The sequence below is a fragment of the Monashia sp. HAY1-2A genome (assembly GCF_056755315.1).
In genome coordinates this window covers 1-14,682 of the sequence record NZ_JBNDHY010000110.1, presented here as the reverse complement: position 1 = coordinate 14,682, position 14,682 = coordinate 1, and the positions used below count along the sequence as shown (strand labels likewise).

Genomic DNA, 14,682 nt, shown 5'->3' with positions numbered 1-14,682 from the left:
CCCCCCCCCCCCCCCCCCCCCCCCCCCCCCCCCCCCCCCCCCCCCCCCCCCCCCCCCCCCCCTCCAAAAAAAAACACACCCCCCCAGATTACTACGCGTCTCGTGGGCTCGGAGATGTGTATAAGAGACAGCCCCGAGGGTGCCGCGCCGCCGGTTCGACGGGGTGTCGGGGAGCTGCCCTCAGCCGTGCGTCGGGGCCGGCTGGAGGTCGACCGTCAGCTCGGGCTCGGTCCTGGCCCGGACCTCCTCCTCCGTGACACCGGGGGCCAGCTCGCGCAGCACGAGGCCGGCGTCGGTGACGTCGAGGACCGCGAGGTCGGTGATGATCCGCTGGACGACGCCGCGGCCGGTGTAGGGCAGGGAGCAGTCCTTGACGATCTTGTACGAGCCGTCCCTGGCCGTGTGCTCCATGAGCACGATGACCTTCTTGGCTCCGTGGACGAGGTCCATCGCACCGCCCATCCCCTTGACCATCTTGCCGGGGATCATCCAGTTCGCGATGTCGCCGCCCTCGCTGACCTGCATCGCGCCGAGGATCGCGGCATCGACCTTGCCGCCACGGATCATGCCGAAGCTCGTCGCCGAGTCGAAGAACGCCGCCCCCTTGCGCAGGGTGACGGTCTCCTTGCCCGCGTTGATGAGGTCGGGGTCCTCCTCGCCGTCGAGCGGGTAGGCACCGACGCCGAGGATGCCGTTCTCGGACTGCAGGACGATCTCGACGTCGTCGGGCACGTAGTTGGGCACGAGCGTCGGCAGGCCGATGCCGAGGTTGACGTATGCGCCGTCGGCCAGCTCGGCGGCGGCGCGCGCCGCCATCTGCTCACGGGTCAGCGCCATCTCAGGCCTCCTTGCTCGAGGTCGCGGGGGTCTCGCTGCCGGCGCCGGCTCCACCGCTGCCCTGGTCGGCCCGCGGGCGGACGGTGCGGCGCTCGATGCGCTTGGTGACCGCCTGCTCGGGGGTCAGCGGCAGGACCCGCTGGACGAAGATGCCGGGCAGGTGGACCGCGTCGGGGTCGAGCTCGCCCGGCTCGACGAGCTGCTCGACCTCCGCGACGGTGACGCGTCCGGCCATGGCGCACAGCGGGTTGAAGTTGCGCGCCGACTCGTGGAAGACGAGGTTGCCGTGCCGGTCGCCCTTCGCGGCGCGAACGAGCCCGAAGTCGGTCGTGATGGCCTGCTCGAGGACGAACGTCTTCGTCTCGCCCATCCACTCGAAGTCCTGGGTCTGCTTCGGCGGCGAGGAGACGGCCACGCCGCCGTCGGCGTCGTAGCGCCACGGCAGACCGCCCTCGGCGATCTGGGTGCCGACCCCGGTCATCGTGAAGAACGCCGCGATCCCGGAGCCACCCGCGCGCAGGCGCTCGGCCAACGTGCCCTGGGGCGTCAGCTCCACCTCCAGCTCGCCGGACAGGTACTGCCGCTCGAACTCCTTGTTCTCACCGACGTACGAGCTGACCATCCGGCGGATCCGCTTGTCACGCAGCAGGATGCCCAGGCCCCAGTCGTCGACGCCGCAGTTGTTCGACACGGCCTCGAGGTCGGTCAGGCCGGCGTCGTGGATGGCTGCGATGAGCACGGAGGGGATGCCACAGAGGCCGAAACCGCCGACCGACAGCGACATGCCGTCGCGGATCCCGGCGATGGCCTCCTGGGGGGTGGAGACGACTTTGTCCATGGGTCGGACTCTATCCGCGTCGGTGGCCGCCGCGGCCGTGGGGGCGACCCACACGAGGGCCGGAGGTGGTGGGTTGCGGGCACGTGCGCGGACGAGGGGAGACGGCCGCGAATTCCAGTCCTGTAATTCCGGCGAACCCGTTGTGGACCATGTGACGGGAGTGCATAAATGGTGCCGAAGGAGTACACGGGGCGGGAGTGGTGTCGCGGGAGGGCGACGCCGCCCCCGGCCCGGCGCATCGAGGCCACCGAGGCCACGGAGGAGCCACCATGACGACCCACGCCGCAGCGCCCCGACAGCCCCATGCCGGTGTCGCGCGCGTCGAGGTCGGCACCGCGTACACCGCGTACAAGGACCTGACACTGGGCCTGGGCGCGCGCGGGGCCGTCGTGCGGGTCCTGCAGCGGGCCCTCGGCGGCGTCCCCGTCGACGGCGTCTTCGGGCCGGTGACCCGCGACCGCGTCCTCGCCCTCCAGCGCTCCCGCGCGCTGCCCCAGACGGGCGTCGTCACCCCCGACGTGTGGGACGTGCTCGAGGCCCGCGACTTCCCGTTCGTCGGCAGCCGCTCCACGGTGCTGCGCGTCGGTGACGCGGGCCCGCAGGTCCTCGCCGTCCAGCGGCTCCTCGGTGTGCCGGCCACCGGCGTCTTCGACCGCGCGACGCGGGAGGCCGTCAAGGCCGCCCAGGCGAGGGCGGGGCTGGCCAGCACGGGGGTCGTCGCGTCCCGGACGTGGACCCTGTTCGACCGCCTCTCCGCCTGACGGGCGCGCAGCCACCGTCCGGCGAGGGTCAGGCCGGGGCGTCCACCGTGACACCCTCGGACGCGTGCCGTCCCGGAGTCGGGTCGGTGCCCGACCCGCGCTCCAGGACGACCGAGCCGTCGGCGGCCCACGCTGCGAGGCACCGGCGCAGCACGACGTCGAGCGGCCCGCGGAGCGCCACGCGGGGCTGCCCGCCCCACGCGGGGTCGGGCACGACGACCTCGCCGTAGGTCAGCGTCCCCGAGCCCGTCGCGAGCGCGACGTCGGAAGGCTCGGGGTCGGCGAGCGGCGCGAAGACGTCACCGTGCGTGGACAGCTCGCGCGCCTCGTCGACCGCTGCGGGGGCCTCGCCGGCCTCGGGGTGGCTGCGGGCCAGGGCCGGCAGGGCGACGAGCACGGCGTCGCGGCCGTGGGCGGCCGCCGCCTGCGCCGACGCGGTGACGAGCACGTCGGCCCCGGTCGCGGCGTCACCGACGACGACCTCCGCGCCGACCGACCAGGCGGCGAGGGCCCAGTAGAGGGCGCGCCAGTGCGTCGGCAGGTCGAGCCCGACGGTCGTGCCGGGCTCGGCGGACAGGTCGTCCTGCAGGAGGTTGGCCGCCTTGGCCACCCAGTTGCCCAGGACGCGGGCCGACAGCTCGATACGCTCGCCGGCGGTGGGGCCGGGCTCGTCGTCGTACCACGTCAGGCGCGGACGCGTCGCGTCGGCGGCGAAGAGGCGGGCCAGCACGTCGGCGGGCAGCAGCGGGGACGGCATGGCGGCTCAGCCGTTCGACGCGCCCTCGACCGTGGTGCCCGGCGGGGGCTCGGTCAGGGGATCGTCGTCCTTGAGGGCCTTGAAGAGGGCCTTGGCCTTGTCGGTGTCCCACTTGACGGCGAGCGCGCCGCCCGGCGTCCGGTAGGACAGGTCGGAGGTCGGGACGCTGAGCGACAGGCCCTGGTCGGCGCTCACCGCCCGCATCGCCCGGAGCACGCGGAAGGCGTCGAGCAGACCCGTCTGCTCACCGACGGCCAGACCCGCCGCGGACGCGTCCGCCGTCTGCTTGTAGCGCCACGGGACGAGGACGGTGGCCGGGGTGGCGACCTTCTTCATGAGTGCGCCGAGGAACTGGCGCTGTCGGGCGGCGCGGCCGATGTCGCCCATCGGGTCCTCGTAGCGCGAGCGGACGTAGCCGAGCGCGTTGCCGCCGTCGAGGGTCTGGCAGCCCTTCTTGAGGTCGATGCCGGCCTTCTTGTCCTTCATGTCGCGCGGCACGCAGATGTCGACGCCGTCCACGGCGTCGACGAGGCCCGCGAAGCCGCCGAACCCGATCTCGAGGTAGCCGTCGACGTGGACACCGGTGACGGTCTCGACGGTCTCGGTGAGCAGCTTCGGGCCGCCCATGGCGAAGGCCGCGTTGATCTTGTTCGACCCGTGACCGGGGATCGGTACCCACGAGTCGCGCGGCAGGGACACCATGACCGGCTTGCCGCCGCTGTCTGAGACGTGCACGAGCATGATCGTGTCGGTGCGCTGGCCCTCGGCGTTGCCGGTGGCGTACTTCTTCTTCTGCTCCTTGGTCAGCCCGGCGCGGCTGTCGGAGCCGACGAGGAGGTAGTTGTAGCCGGAGGTGTCGACGGGACGTTCGCCGGCGGGGACGTTGTCGACCCGGGCGACGCTGTCCCACGCCTGTACCGGCACCCAGACGAGGAAGGCGAGCCACGCGAGCACGACGAGCCCGACGACGAGCAGCGCGACGCGGCCCTTGCGCCAGCGGTAGCCGGGCTCGCGCGGCGCCCGCTCAGGCTGTTCCCGGTCACGCGCCCCCCGCTGACGCAGTGCCGGTGCGGCCGGGACGCCGCCTCCGCCGCCGCCGCCGCCTCCGCCACCTCCGACACCCGAGCTGCTCGGCAGCCCGCCGCGGTCGGGTCGCTTGATGCGGCGCCGCGTGTCGACGACGTAGGCGTCGTCGTCGCGCGGACGCCGACGGCTGGGGTCAGTCGGCATCGGCTGCTCTCGTGGTCGGGGACGGGGGCGTGACGGCCAGTGTCGCAGGGTTCGGCGTGGCCGGGTCCGGGCCGGCCTCGACGACCTCCTCGAGCGTGCCCGCGGCGGACACGGCGGCGGCGTGGACGGCGGCCGGCGTCGCCTCGTCGAGGGCGATCCGGCGGGCCAGGCGGGTGTAGCGGGTCTCCATCGCCCGGAACCGCTTGAACGTCGTGACGACGAAGCCGAAGAAGGCGACGGCGAGCCCGTAGAGGATGAGGTCGGCGCCGCGGCCGACCCCGAGCGCCTTGGCGAGGTTCGTCCACGTCTTGCTCGGGTCGATGATCGAGTAGACGACGAGCCCGAGCAGGACGAGCAGGCCGAGGCGCCGCACCGCCTGCGTGCGCTGCCCCGACCCGGCGAGCAGCCGCCACGCGACAGTGACGACGCCCGCGATGAGCAGGATCTGGATGAGGCTCTGCCGGCTCATCGCCAGATCAGCTCCGCGAGGATGTTGACGGCGTTCCACAGCGACTGGCCCTTGGCCCGGCTGTAGTCGGTGTAGAGGATGTGCACGGGCTCCTCCGCGTAGTCGACCCGCTCGCCGCCGAAGCGCATGGCCCCGATCTGGGCCACCAGCTCGCTCGCGTGGGCCATCCGGTTCTGGGTGATGTCGAGCCGTTCGACGACGTCGCGGTGCAGGACGCGCAGGCCGTTGTGGGCGTCGGTCAGGCGGGTGCCGGTCGTGGCGTTCGTGTAGGCGACGGCCGCGCGCAGGACGAGCTTCTTCATCAGGGAGGCCTCGGTGCGCTCGTCGAGGAACCGCGAGCCGAAGACGACGCGCACGCCCTCGCGCAGGTCGTCGCCGCGGGCCCGGTGCAGCATGACGTCGACGTCGTGCACCTGGTGCTGGCCGTCGGCGTCGTAGGTGACCACGTAGCGCATCGCCGGGTCGGCGAGGGCGTAGTCGAAGCCGGTCTGCAGCGCGGCCCCCTGACCCAGGTTGACCGGGTGGCGCACGACCGCGGCACCCGCCTGCTCGGCGATCTCGGCGGAACGGTCCCTCGACCCGTCGTCGACGCAGACGACCTTGGGGAAGGTCAGCCGGGCCTCGCGGACGACGTCGCCGATGACGGTGGCCTCGTTGTAGAGCGGCACCACCAGCCACACGTCCTCGTTCTGCACACGCCCAGCGTAGAGCGGGCCACCGCGCCCCGACACGCGCGCCCCGGCCGTCCGCGCGGCGCGTTGCCGCACGTCCCCGGAGAACTAGAGTCGGACCACCATGACGGACGCCCTTTCGCACAGCACGCGGGTCGAGGCACCGGGTCCCGGGTCGGCGGCCCTTCGGATCGCCGTGGTCGGACCGACCCACCCGCACAAGGGCGGGGTCGCGGCACACACGACGATGCTCGCGCACCACCTCACGGACGCCGGCCACGACGTGACCCTCGTGTCGTGGTCGCACCTCTACCCGTCCCGGCTGCGGCGCGCCGAGGGCACCGTGCCGGCGGGCGTGCCCGAGGTGCCGCCGTACCCGCGCACCGTGCGGGCGCTGAGCTGGGCCCGTCCCGACACGTGGGTCCGCGTCGGGAGACGCCTGCGCGACGTCGACGCCATCCTCGTCGTGCACGTCATGCCCCCCGTCGTGCCGGCGCACCTGGCGCTGCTGCGCGCCGCCGGAGCCGTCCCGGGCCTGCCCGGCCCGCGCCCGCGGTCCGTCGTCGTGTGCCACAACGTCCTGCCGCACGAGGCGCACCCAGGCGACGCCCGGCTCATGTCGCTGCTCTTCTCGCGGGTCGACTCCACGCTGGTGCACAGCACCGAGCAGGCCCGCATCGCCCACGACCTCGGCGCCCGGCGCGTGTCCGTCGCCGACCTGCCGCCGCACCTGCCCGGCGGGGAGCCGATCAGCCGTGACGCCCGCAGCGGCCCCACCCGGCTGCTCGCGCTGGGGCTCGTCCGCGAGTACAAGGGCATCGACGTGCTGCTGCGCGCCATGCGCTCGGTGCCCGACGTCACCCTGACGATCGCGGGGGAGATCTGGGGCCCCAACCGGGGCGTCATCGGCCGGCTCGCCTCCGACCCGGCGCTGGCCGGCCGCGTCGAGATCCGCGACGGGTACGTGCCGGCCGACGCGCTCGCCGCACTCCTCGCCGACCACGACGTGCTCGCGCTGCCGTACCGGTCCGCGACGGCGTCGCAGAACGTCGTGCTCGGCCACGCCCACGGCCTGCCCGTCCTGGCCTCCGACATCGCACCGTTCTCGCAGCAGGTCGACGACGGCGTCAACGGGCTCCTCGTGCCTCCGGAGGACGAGCGGGCGCTCGCCGGCGCACTGCGCCGGCTCGGTGACCCGGACCTGCGACGCCGCCTCGCCGACGGCGTCCAGACCCCCGACCTGTCGGGGCCGTGGGCGCACTACCTCGGCACGGTCGAGGCGCTCTCGGCCGACGAGTCCGTCTCTGCGGCAGGCGGGTTCGACGGACCCTGGGCGGTGGCGGGGGGCGCCGACGCGTCCGAGCCGTCCGGCACCTCGGCACCTGCAGCCGCCGGCGAGCCGACGCCCACCGCATCCGGCGCAGGGGAGCGGGCGGTGCGCGCCGCGTCCGTCCTCGCGGCCGGCGGCGGACGCCGGGGCGTCCAGCTGGCGCGCGCCGCCCGCCGCGCTGCGCGGCGCACCGCGCAGCGGGCCGTCGCCTCGCGGCGGGACGTCGTCCGGCTCGGCGCGCGCGACCTGCCCGAGTGGGTGCTGTCGACCGACGTCCTCGGTGACCCCGACGAGGCCGACGACGCCCGGCGCCTCGCCCGCGACCTCGGCCTGCCGTGGGCCCGCGACGCCGTCGCGGCCTGGGCAGCGCTCGGCGCGCTCGCCGCGATCCTGCGCGTGCGGGACGACGGGCGCCGCAGCGCCGTCGTCGTCGACGAGACCGGCAGCCGCTCGCTGCTGTCGCGGTGGGCCCGCGCCGTCGGGTTCGCGCCCGTCGAGATCGACTTCACCGGCGCCCAGCCGAGCGTCGCGGCCCTCGACGTCGACACCGGCTCGCTCGACGTCATCGTGCGGATCCACCCGCGCGGGTGCGATGCCGACGACGTCGACCACGTCCTCGAGCAGGCCTCGTGGGCGCTGCGCTCCGGCGGCCTGCTCGTCGTCACGGTGCCCCTCGGCCCCGTGGGCGTCGAGGGGACCGTCGGGCCGGCCGACGTGCGCGGCATCATCGCCCGGGCGCACGACCTCGGGTTCGTCCTCGTCGGCGACCTCGACGGCGACGTCACGGCCCGGATGCGCGAGGCCGCGGCCCGGGCCCGCGCGTCCGACGCGGCGTACGGCCTCGTACGGCTCACGTTGCGACGCCGCTGAGGACGCGGTGCGCCGGCATGCAGGATGCACTGGGATGATGTCCCGGACATGACCCGGAAGAAGCTCTTCGCCGTCCTGCGCGTGACCATCGCGGTGGTCACGCTCGCCGCCGTCGTCTACGCCGTCGCCCGCAACTGGTCCGACGTGTCGGTGCACCTCGACAAGATCTCGCTCGCGACGTTCGCGTGGTCCACGCTCGCCGCCGCCGTCGGCACGTGGCTGACGATGATCGGCTGGCGGATCATCCTGCGCGACCTCGGCTCCGACCTGCACCTGGCGCCGGCCTCGGGCGTCTACTTCGTCGGACAGCTCGGCAAGTACCTGCCCGGGTCGCTGTGGTCGGTGCTCGTCCAGGCGGACATCGCCGCGCACCTGCGGGTGCCCCGCCGGCGCACCGCCGTCACGGGCCTGCTCGCGCTCGGGCTCGCCCTGCTGACCGGCTTCCTCGTCGGCCTGCCGGCCGCCTCGTACCTGCTGACCCGGTCGGCCGAGGGCTTCGACTGGTGGCTGCTGCTCGGGGTGCCGCTGCTCGTCGTGCTCTGCGTCCCGCGCCTGCTCAACGCCATCATCGGCCTGGGACTGCGGCTGCTGCGCCGGCCGCCGCTCGAGCACGACCTGTCCGGGGGCGCGGTGCTTCGCGCCGTCGCGAGCTTCATCGGCGTCTGGCTCTGCTTCGGGGTGCACACGCTGCTGCTCGCACGGGCCGTCGCCGACGGCTCCGGTCACGACAACCTGAACCTCGCCTCGGTCACCGGGTATGCGCTGTCGGTCTCGCTCGGCATGCTCACCGTCATCCTGCCGGCCGGTCTCGGTGCCCGGGAGGGCCTGCTGACGCTCATCCTCTCCACCGCCATCCCGACGCCGGCCGCCGCGGCCGTCGCGATCATGTCGCGGTTCATCGTCACCGTCGTCGACGTCCTGGCCGCTCTCGGCGGCTGGCTCTACGCCCGCTCGCACCACCTCGTGAGCAAGCGGCGCGACGCGGTCGCCCCCGACCCGGAGGACCTGGCCGTCTGACCCCGGGACAGGTCCGGACCGGTCCACACCAGGGGCGCCTGTGCCCCGGTGGGAGGGCGGACGGACCACCTCGACCCGACGGAGGCCGGGCGTCTCAGGGCGTGCGGGGCTCGAGGACGAAGACCGGGATGAGCCGGTCGGTCTTGGTCTGGTACTCCGCGTACGGCGGGTAGGCCGCGACGCACCGCTCCCACCACCGTTCACGCTCGGAGCCGGACAGCTCCCGGGCGCGGACCGGGACCGTCTCCGTGCCCGCCTGCAGCTCGATGTCGGGGTGGGCCTTGAGGTTGCGGTACCACTGCGGGTGCTCCGGCGCACCGCCCTTGCTGGCCACCGCCGCGAAGACGCCGTCGTGCTCGACGCGCATGACCGGGACCTTGCGCACCGCTCCGGTCCTGGCACCCCGCATCGTCAGCAGGACCACAGGGCGCTGCATGATGTGCACCGAGTCCGTGGTACCCGTCCGCTCGATCTCCTCGACCTGCTTGCGCACCCAGCCGCTCGGGCTGGGGACGTAGTCGCCGTTCGTCGCCATGTCGGGACCTTAACCCGAGCGGCGGCGCGATCCTCTGCCGGACCGTGCGTGAGTGGCGGCCCGCGCGTCAGGCGGCGCCGGGCTCGGGCGCCGAGCTCCACGGGTGCTGCTTGACGAAGGTCTCGACGACCTGCGTGCTCAGACCCGCGCACAGCTGGCGGTGGCCCATCTGCTTGGAGACCTGGCCGGTCGACGGGTCGACGTCGGCCGACCAGTGCGACAGCGCGTACTTCTTGCCGGCCGGGAAGGCCCCGCGCGTGGTGTCCCACGGCACGACGAGGAACTTGTTCGCCGACTCCTTCATCGCGTTGACCTTGGTCGCAAGCGCCTGGAAGCTCGCGGCCTGAGCCTTCTCCACGGAGGGGTCGTACCAGAGGATCGTGTAGCCGTGCTCGAGGTTGTGGACGAGCGTCTCGACGGCGGGCACGTCGGCGGTCGTGTAGACGCGCCGCTTGTCCACGGCGGGGACGGCGAAGTGCTTGCCGCTCGACGGGGGAACGGTCGAGTACTGGACCTTCGTCAGGTCCGGCTGGTCGGTGCCGGGGCCGACGTGCTCGCTCGAGCCGGTGGCGGGGTCGTTGGTCACGGGGTCGCAGCCGGCCGACGCGACGTCACCGGAGATGCTGGCCAGGGCCTGGTCCTTCTTGCTCTGCTCGCCGACGACGGCCCAGGCGACGGCCGCGCCGATGACCCCGATGACGGCGACGCACGCCGCGATGAGGACGAGGACGCGGCGGCGTTCGGCCCGCTTCTGGGCGGCCTGCATGGCGGCGACGCGTTCGCGGCGGTCTCGGCTCGTCTCGCGGGCCATCGGTCCTCTTCCTCTGTGTGGCCGCCGCTCGGGCAGCGTGGGGGTGGGCGCAGGGTGAGCTGCCGGCGCCGGGGCCCGTGCCCATCCACGTGCCCGTCAACGACGGTGCCGAGTGTAGGCGAGGATGGTGTGCGTGCCCGAACCCCTGACCCGGCTGTGGCGCACGGACCGGCAGATCGCCCTGCGTGCGCAGCTCGGCGTCTTCCGCCGGGGAGCGGGTGACCCGACGTCCTGGTGGGGCCCGGACGGTTCGACGGCTCGGGCCTCGCAGACGCCGGACGGCGTCGGGACCCTGCACCTGGCATGCCTGCCGGGCACGGGCGAGGTGCAGGCCCGCGCCTGGGGGCCGGGCGCGGCCTGGCTCCTCGAGTCGGTCCCGGCGCTGCTCGGCGACGACGACGACCCGGCCGGCTTCGAGCCGGTGCACGCACCGCTGGCCGACGCGTGGCGCCGGTTCGCGCACTGGCGGGTGCCGCGCTCCGGGCTGGTGCTCGACGCGCTCGCCCCGGCGGTCATCGAGCAGAAGGTCACCGGGCAGGAGGCCTTCTCCGCGTACCGGGTGCTCGTGAGACGCTTCGGGCAGCCGGCCCCCGGCCCGTTCCCACGACTGCAGGCACCGCCGACGGCCGGCGGCTGGGCGGCGGTCCCGTCGTGGGCCTGGCTGCAGGCGTCGGTCGACGGCGCCCGGTCGGGGGCCGTCGTGCGTGCCGCCGGGTACGCCGGGCGGCTCGAGGAGGCGACGCGGCTGCCCCTCGACGAGGCACGCCGCCGCCTTCGCGCGCTGCCCGGCGTCGGCGTCTGGACCTACGCCGAGACGGCGCAGCGGGCCCTCGGCGACGCCGACGCCGTGTCGTTCGGCGACTACCACGTGGCCAAGGACGTCGGCTGGGCCCTGACCGGCAGGCCGCTCGACGACGCCGGGCTCGAGGAGCTGCTCGAGCCCTACCGCGGCCACCGCTACCGGGTCCAGCACCTGCTCGGCCTGGCCGGGCACCGCCGGCCGCGCCGCGCCCCCCGAATGGCCCCCCGGACCCACCTGCCGACGCGCCGCTGACCGGCACCCGCCCACCCGGCGCCGGGTTCGGTCCGGGGTTCCGGCGTGCGTCCGGTCGGAATGGGCCGAACCTCGCGTTCTGCTCCGGATGTCTGCTTCGTGGCATAGAGTCCGCGTCGGCCCTCCGGGAGCCACCGCACCAGACCCACTGATCTGAAAGGCGGCCCTCAGTTGGCTCGTCATCTGACGGGGGCACGCGCCCTCGCCCTCGGCATCGCGGCCGCGACGCTTGCACCCCTTGCTCTCGCCGGACCCGCGACCGCGCTGTCGTCCGGCGCGAGCACCGACCTCGACGCGCTGCGGTCCCGCACGGGCCAGCTCGTCACCGGCCGGGTGGCCGGTGGCGAGGCATCCTCGCGCAGCCACCGCGTCTCCACGTCACCGGCCGCGGAGGACGCCCCGCTCGACGGGACCCGTGACGCCCAGGGACGCATCGCCACGTCCAGCCCGGCCGGCGTGCGGCTCGCGGCCTCGTCCACGAGCACCACCGCCGCGGTGGACTGCGCCGACGGCGTCGTCGACCCCAACGTGCTCGCCGAGCGCTCCGTCGTCCACGTCGCCTACACCGGCGCGACGACGCTGACGCTGCTGCGCCAGCGTGAGGGCGGCACGTGGCGCACGGTCGGCACCGTGAACGGGGCCTCCGGCGTCGTGACCGACCGCGGTGTCAACCAGCGCGTCGGCTACCAGTACCGCGTCGTCGCCAAGAACGGCACCTCGACCCTGCTCGACTGCGTCGACCCCGGCTGGTACGGCACGTGGACCGAGGACGGCTGGGGTGACGCCGACGCGGTGGTCGCCGGGTCGGGCGGCCTGTTCCAGCAGAGCCGTTGGAACCTCGGTGACCGGGTCTCCACCTCGGAGTTCGTCTCGCCGGCGTTCTCGACCGACGGGCGCCTCGTGGCCGCGACCCGCGTCATCGACTCGGCGACGCACAGGGCAGTGCTCGACGTGCGCAAGGCCTCGACCGGAGCCGTCGTCTTCACGGTCGACCTCGGCACCTCCGCCTTCCCGGCGGACCCGGCGTTCTCGCCCGACGGCCAGACGCTCGCCTTCGCCCGCTACGACACGGCGGGCCAGGCCCAGGGCCTCGGCTTCGTCGACGTCTTCGGCGCGCACACCGTGCGCATCCTCACCACGTCCACCCGCATCGCCGAGCCGGTCTGGCGCGCCGACGGCACGACGCTCGTCGTGTCGACGTACGGCACCGCCTCCGAGGGCCTCGGACTCGTGTGCGCCACGTGCTCGACCGTGACGCCGATCAGCGGGACCGACGGCGGCTTCACGCCGGAGGTCGGCCCCGACGGCTCGATCTGGTTCGCGTGGTCGGACGGCACGACGCATGCCCTGCGCAAGCGGGTCGCCACCGGTACCGTCACGGACGTCCGCACGTCGACGACGGACCTCTACTACCAGCCGCGCTTCAGCCCCGACGGCACGCTCTTCGTCGAGCGCGACACCCCTGACTCCAGTGACCCGAGCTCGTACACGGCCGGCGTCTACGTCGCCCAGCCGGTCGTCGGCGGCACCGACACGCTGACGCCGATCGGCGCCGAGCGCGTCTCCTCGACGGTCGCCGGCTGGGACGTCCGCCAGCCGCAGAGCAAGGGCACGTCCGACTTCGTCGCGGAGGCGCACCACGACGTCGTCGCGCGCGACAGCAGCGGCTACCTCTGGGCCTACCGCAACGTCGGCGGGACCCTGAGCGGGCGCACGAAGATCGGCGCCGGCTGGGGCGGCTTCACGGCGATCCTCGCCGCCGGCGACCTCAACGGTGACGACCAGGCCGACCTCGTCGGCCGCGACGGCAACGGCGCGCTCTGGCTCTACCGGGGCAAGGCTGCCGGTGGCTTCGCGGCGCGGACCGCCCTCGGCACCGGCTGGAACGGCTACACGCTCGTCGCTCCCGGCGACTGGAACGGTGACGACAAGGCCGACCTCGTCGCCCGCGACGGCGCCGGCCGGCTCTGGCTCTACCCGGGCACCGGCCGCGGCACGCTCGCTGCTCGCGTCCAGCTCGGCTCGGGCTGGGGTGGGATGAACGCCCTGCTCGGCACGGGCGACGTCGACTTCGACAACCGCGCGGACCTCGTGGCCCGCGACGGCTACGGCCGCCTGTGGCTGTACCCGGGCAACGGCACCGGTGGCTTCCTCGCGCGGCGCCAGATCGGCTCCGGGTGGGGCTCGTTCACCGGCCTGGCGGTCAGCGAGGTGACCTACGGACGACCGATGTTCTGGGCACGCATCAAGGACGGCACGCTCATCAGCTACGAGATGACCGGCGACGGCGCCTTCTCCTCGGGTGACGTCTACCGCGTCGGCACCGGCTGGAACGGGTTGTCCTTCACCGCCTGAGACCCGCCCGACACGGCCGCACGACGCCGGGCCCGGCATCCTGTCTGGGGTGCCGGGCCCGTGCGCTACCCGGTCGAGGTCGCCGCACGAGCCGATCGACGACGTCCCGTCCGAGCTGACGGCGGTGGGCCGTGCGGGTCAGGGGATGTGACGCTCCTCGGCGACCCGGTTGCGCAGCTTGACGAGCTCGAGGGCGTGGTCGCGCAGGGCGGTGTCCTCGTCGGTGACCGGGTGCCACGGCCGGGCCGGGACGGCGCGCCCCTCCGCGTCCAGCGGGACGAAGACGATGAGCGAGTGGGTCGTCAGGTCGAGGTCGCCCGTGGCGGGGTCGCCGGAGCGGACGTGCACGCTGATGTGCATGCTCGAGGTGCCCGTGAGCAGCAGCCGCGCCTCGACCTCGACGAGGTGGCCGATCCGCAGCGGCCGGTAGAACCGGACGCCGCCGGCGTAGACGGCGACGTTGGCGGCGCTGCCGGTCCACCTCGTGGTGAGGACGTGGGCGGCCTCGTCGATCCACCGCATGACGATCCCGCCGTGCACCTTGCCGCCCCAGTTGACGTCGGTCGGGGCGGCGAGGAAGCGCAGGACGACGCGCGGCGCGGTGCCGGCGTCGCTGTAGGTCTGGGCTCTCATCGCCTCGGCGATGTCGGCGCGCAGGCCGATCCGCGCGACGGCGGCCTCCTGCCGGACACGCTCGGCCCCGGTCTGCGGCTCGTAGACCGGCACCGGTGTCGGTCTGCCGTCGGCGTCGACCGCCACGAAGACCATGAGGCACTCGGTCGTCGGCTGCAGGTCGCCCACGCGCGGGTTGCCGGCCGACACGGTGACGTGGATGTGCATGCTCGACGTGCCGGTGTGCACGATGCGCGCGGTCGCCTCGACGAGGTCACCGACCTCGACGGGCCGCGTGAACCGGACGTTGCCGACGTAGGCGGTGACGCTGTAGGTGCCGCTCCACCCTGCGGCTGCGGCGTAGCCCGCCTTGTCGATCCACTCGAGGACGCGTCCACCACCGACGGTGCCCGAGTAGCCGGCGTCGGTCGGCGCGGCGAGGAACCGCAGCGTGATCTCTCGGGCACCGCGTGGCATGGCGTCTCCTCGGCTGGCTCGTCCCGGCGGTCGGGGCCTGCGTCCGAGGGTGGCAGAC

At 74.0% G+C, this 14,682-nt stretch carries 14 protein-coding genes; 5 read left to right on the top strand and 9 right to left on the bottom strand.

Annotated elements, in window-relative coordinates; genetic code table 11:
• Positions 1-180: 180 nt before the first annotated feature.
• Both ACPYOM_RS15615 and ACPYOM_RS15610 read right to left on the bottom strand, forming a co-directional pair.
• Positions 181-837, bottom strand: a complete 657-nt coding sequence (locus ACPYOM_RS15615) for a 3-oxoacid CoA-transferase subunit B (protein WP_481346663.1) — start codon at positions 835-837, stop codon at positions 181-183.
• A 1-nt stretch (position 838) separates the two neighbouring features.
• Positions 839-1,675: a CoA transferase subunit A gene (locus ACPYOM_RS15610; RefSeq protein WP_481346662.1), complete on the bottom strand. Its 837-nt coding sequence runs from the start codon at positions 1,673-1,675 to the stop codon at positions 839-841.
• A 269-nt stretch (positions 1,676-1,944) separates the two neighbouring features.
• On the opposite strand from ACPYOM_RS15610, the gene ACPYOM_RS15605 reads away from it, so the two are divergent.
• Positions 1,945-2,436 carry a peptidoglycan-binding domain-containing protein gene (locus ACPYOM_RS15605; RefSeq protein WP_481342830.1) on the top strand — a complete coding sequence of 164 codons (492 nt, stop codon included), beginning with the start codon at positions 1,945-1,947 and terminating at the stop codon, positions 2,434-2,436.
• 28 nt (positions 2,437-2,464) lie between these two features.
• Here ACPYOM_RS15605 and ACPYOM_RS15600 read toward each other — a convergent pair whose 3' ends face one another.
• The 4 genes from ACPYOM_RS15600 to ACPYOM_RS15585 are packed head-to-tail and all read right to left on the bottom strand — an operon-like array spanning position 2,465 to position 5,587.
• A complete protein-coding gene (locus tag ACPYOM_RS15600; RefSeq protein ID WP_481346661.1) occupies positions 2,465-3,193 on the bottom strand; it encodes a TIGR03089 family protein in 729 nt (242 codons plus the stop codon).
• A 6-nt stretch (positions 3,194-3,199) separates the two neighbouring features.
• Positions 3,200-4,423, bottom strand: a complete 1,224-nt coding sequence (locus ACPYOM_RS15595; RefSeq protein ID WP_481346660.1) for an LCP family protein — start codon at positions 4,421-4,423, stop codon at positions 3,200-3,202.
• Positions 4,413-4,892 (bottom strand): DUF2304 family protein, encoded by a 480-nt coding sequence (locus ACPYOM_RS15590; protein ID WP_481346659.1) that lies wholly within the window; start codon positions 4,890-4,892, stop codon positions 4,413-4,415. Before ACPYOM_RS15590 ends, ACPYOM_RS15595 begins: the two co-directional genes overlap by 11 nt.
• A complete protein-coding gene (locus ACPYOM_RS15585; RefSeq protein WP_481342834.1) occupies positions 4,889-5,587 on the bottom strand; it encodes a glycosyltransferase family 2 protein in 699 nt (232 codons plus the stop codon). Before ACPYOM_RS15585 ends, ACPYOM_RS15590 begins: the two co-directional genes overlap by 4 nt.
• 100 nt (positions 5,588-5,687) lie before the next feature.
• Between ACPYOM_RS15585 and ACPYOM_RS15580 the strand changes: the two genes are divergently transcribed.
• Positions 5,688-7,763: a glycosyltransferase gene (locus tag ACPYOM_RS15580; RefSeq protein ID WP_481346658.1), complete on the top strand. Its 2,076-nt coding sequence runs from the start codon at positions 5,688-5,690 to the stop codon at positions 7,761-7,763.
• A gap of 48 nt (positions 7,764-7,811) precedes the next feature.
• The gene (locus ACPYOM_RS15575) at positions 7,812-8,780 is read left to right on the top strand and encodes a lysylphosphatidylglycerol synthase domain-containing protein (RefSeq protein WP_481346657.1); all 969 of its coding nucleotides are present in this window, start codon (positions 7,812-7,814) and stop codon (positions 8,778-8,780) included.
• Positions 8,781-8,874: 94 nt separating this feature from the next.
• On the opposite strand, the gene ACPYOM_RS15570 is transcribed toward ACPYOM_RS15575, so the two are convergent.
• Both ACPYOM_RS15570 and ACPYOM_RS15565 read right to left on the bottom strand, forming a co-directional pair.
• Positions 8,875-9,315 carry a nitroreductase family deazaflavin-dependent oxidoreductase gene (locus ACPYOM_RS15570; RefSeq protein WP_481342839.1) on the bottom strand — a complete coding sequence of 147 codons (441 nt, stop codon included), beginning with the start codon at positions 9,313-9,315 and terminating at the stop codon, positions 8,875-8,877.
• Between the two features lie 67 nt (positions 9,316-9,382).
• On the bottom strand, positions 9,383-10,126 hold the full coding sequence (locus ACPYOM_RS15565) for a DUF3105 domain-containing protein (protein ID WP_481346656.1): 744 nt from the start codon (positions 10,124-10,126) through the stop codon (positions 9,383-9,385).
• A gap of 133 nt (positions 10,127-10,259) precedes the next feature.
• On the opposite strand from ACPYOM_RS15565, the gene ACPYOM_RS15560 reads away from it, so the two are divergent.
• Together ACPYOM_RS15560 and ACPYOM_RS15555 are read left to right on the top strand one after the other, a co-directional pair.
• Complete coding sequence (locus tag ACPYOM_RS15560; protein WP_481346655.1) at positions 10,260-11,180, top strand: DNA-3-methyladenine glycosylase family protein; 921 nt, start codon at positions 10,260-10,262, stop codon at positions 11,178-11,180.
• 171 nt (positions 11,181-11,351) lie between these two features.
• A complete protein-coding gene (locus ACPYOM_RS15555; RefSeq protein WP_481346654.1) occupies positions 11,352-13,535 on the top strand; it encodes a hypothetical protein in 2,184 nt (727 codons plus the stop codon).
• A gap of 138 nt (positions 13,536-13,673) precedes the next feature.
• On the opposite strand, the gene ACPYOM_RS15550 is transcribed toward ACPYOM_RS15555, so the two are convergent.
• Positions 13,674-14,624: an acyl-CoA thioesterase gene (locus ACPYOM_RS15550; protein ID WP_481346653.1), complete on the bottom strand. Its 951-nt coding sequence runs from the start codon at positions 14,622-14,624 to the stop codon at positions 13,674-13,676.
• Positions 14,625-14,682: the final 58 nt, after the last annotated feature.

What these genes read in the sequence shown, in the direction of transcription:
- ACPYOM_RS15615 (WP_481346663.1), bottom strand. Translation starts at nt 837, where the DNA reads ATGGCGCTGACCCGTGAGCAGATGGCGGCGCGCGCCGCCGCCGAGCTG.
- ACPYOM_RS15610 (WP_481346662.1), bottom strand. Translation starts at nt 1,675, where the DNA reads ATGGACAAAGTCGTCTCCACCCCCCAGGAGGCCATCGCCGGGATCCGC.
- ACPYOM_RS15605 (WP_481342830.1), top strand. Translation starts at nt 1,945, where the DNA reads ATGACGACCCACGCCGCAGCGCCCCGACAGCCCCATGCCGGTGTCGCG.
- ACPYOM_RS15600 (WP_481346661.1), bottom strand. Translation starts at nt 3,193, where the DNA reads ATGCCGTCCCCGCTGCTGCCCGCCGACGTGCTGGCCCGCCTCTTCGCC.
- ACPYOM_RS15595 (WP_481346660.1), bottom strand. Translation starts at nt 4,423, where the DNA reads ATGCCGACTGACCCCAGCCGTCGGCGTCCGCGCGACGACGACGCCTAC.
- ACPYOM_RS15590 (WP_481346659.1), bottom strand. Translation starts at nt 4,892, where the DNA reads ATGAGCCGGCAGAGCCTCATCCAGATCCTGCTCATCGCGGGCGTCGTC.
- ACPYOM_RS15580 (WP_481346658.1), top strand. Translation starts at nt 5,688, where the DNA reads ATGACGGACGCCCTTTCGCACAGCACGCGGGTCGAGGCACCGGGTCCC.
- ACPYOM_RS15575 (WP_481346657.1), top strand. Translation starts at nt 7,812, where the DNA reads ATGACCCGGAAGAAGCTCTTCGCCGTCCTGCGCGTGACCATCGCGGTG.
- ACPYOM_RS15570 (WP_481342839.1), bottom strand. Translation starts at nt 9,315, where the DNA reads ATGGCGACGAACGGCGACTACGTCCCCAGCCCGAGCGGCTGGGTGCGC.
- ACPYOM_RS15565 (WP_481346656.1), bottom strand. Translation starts at nt 10,126, where the DNA reads ATGGCCCGCGAGACGAGCCGAGACCGCCGCGAACGCGTCGCCGCCATG.
- ACPYOM_RS15550 (WP_481346653.1), bottom strand. Translation starts at nt 14,624, where the DNA reads ATGCCACGCGGTGCCCGAGAGATCACGCTGCGGTTCCTCGCCGCGCCG.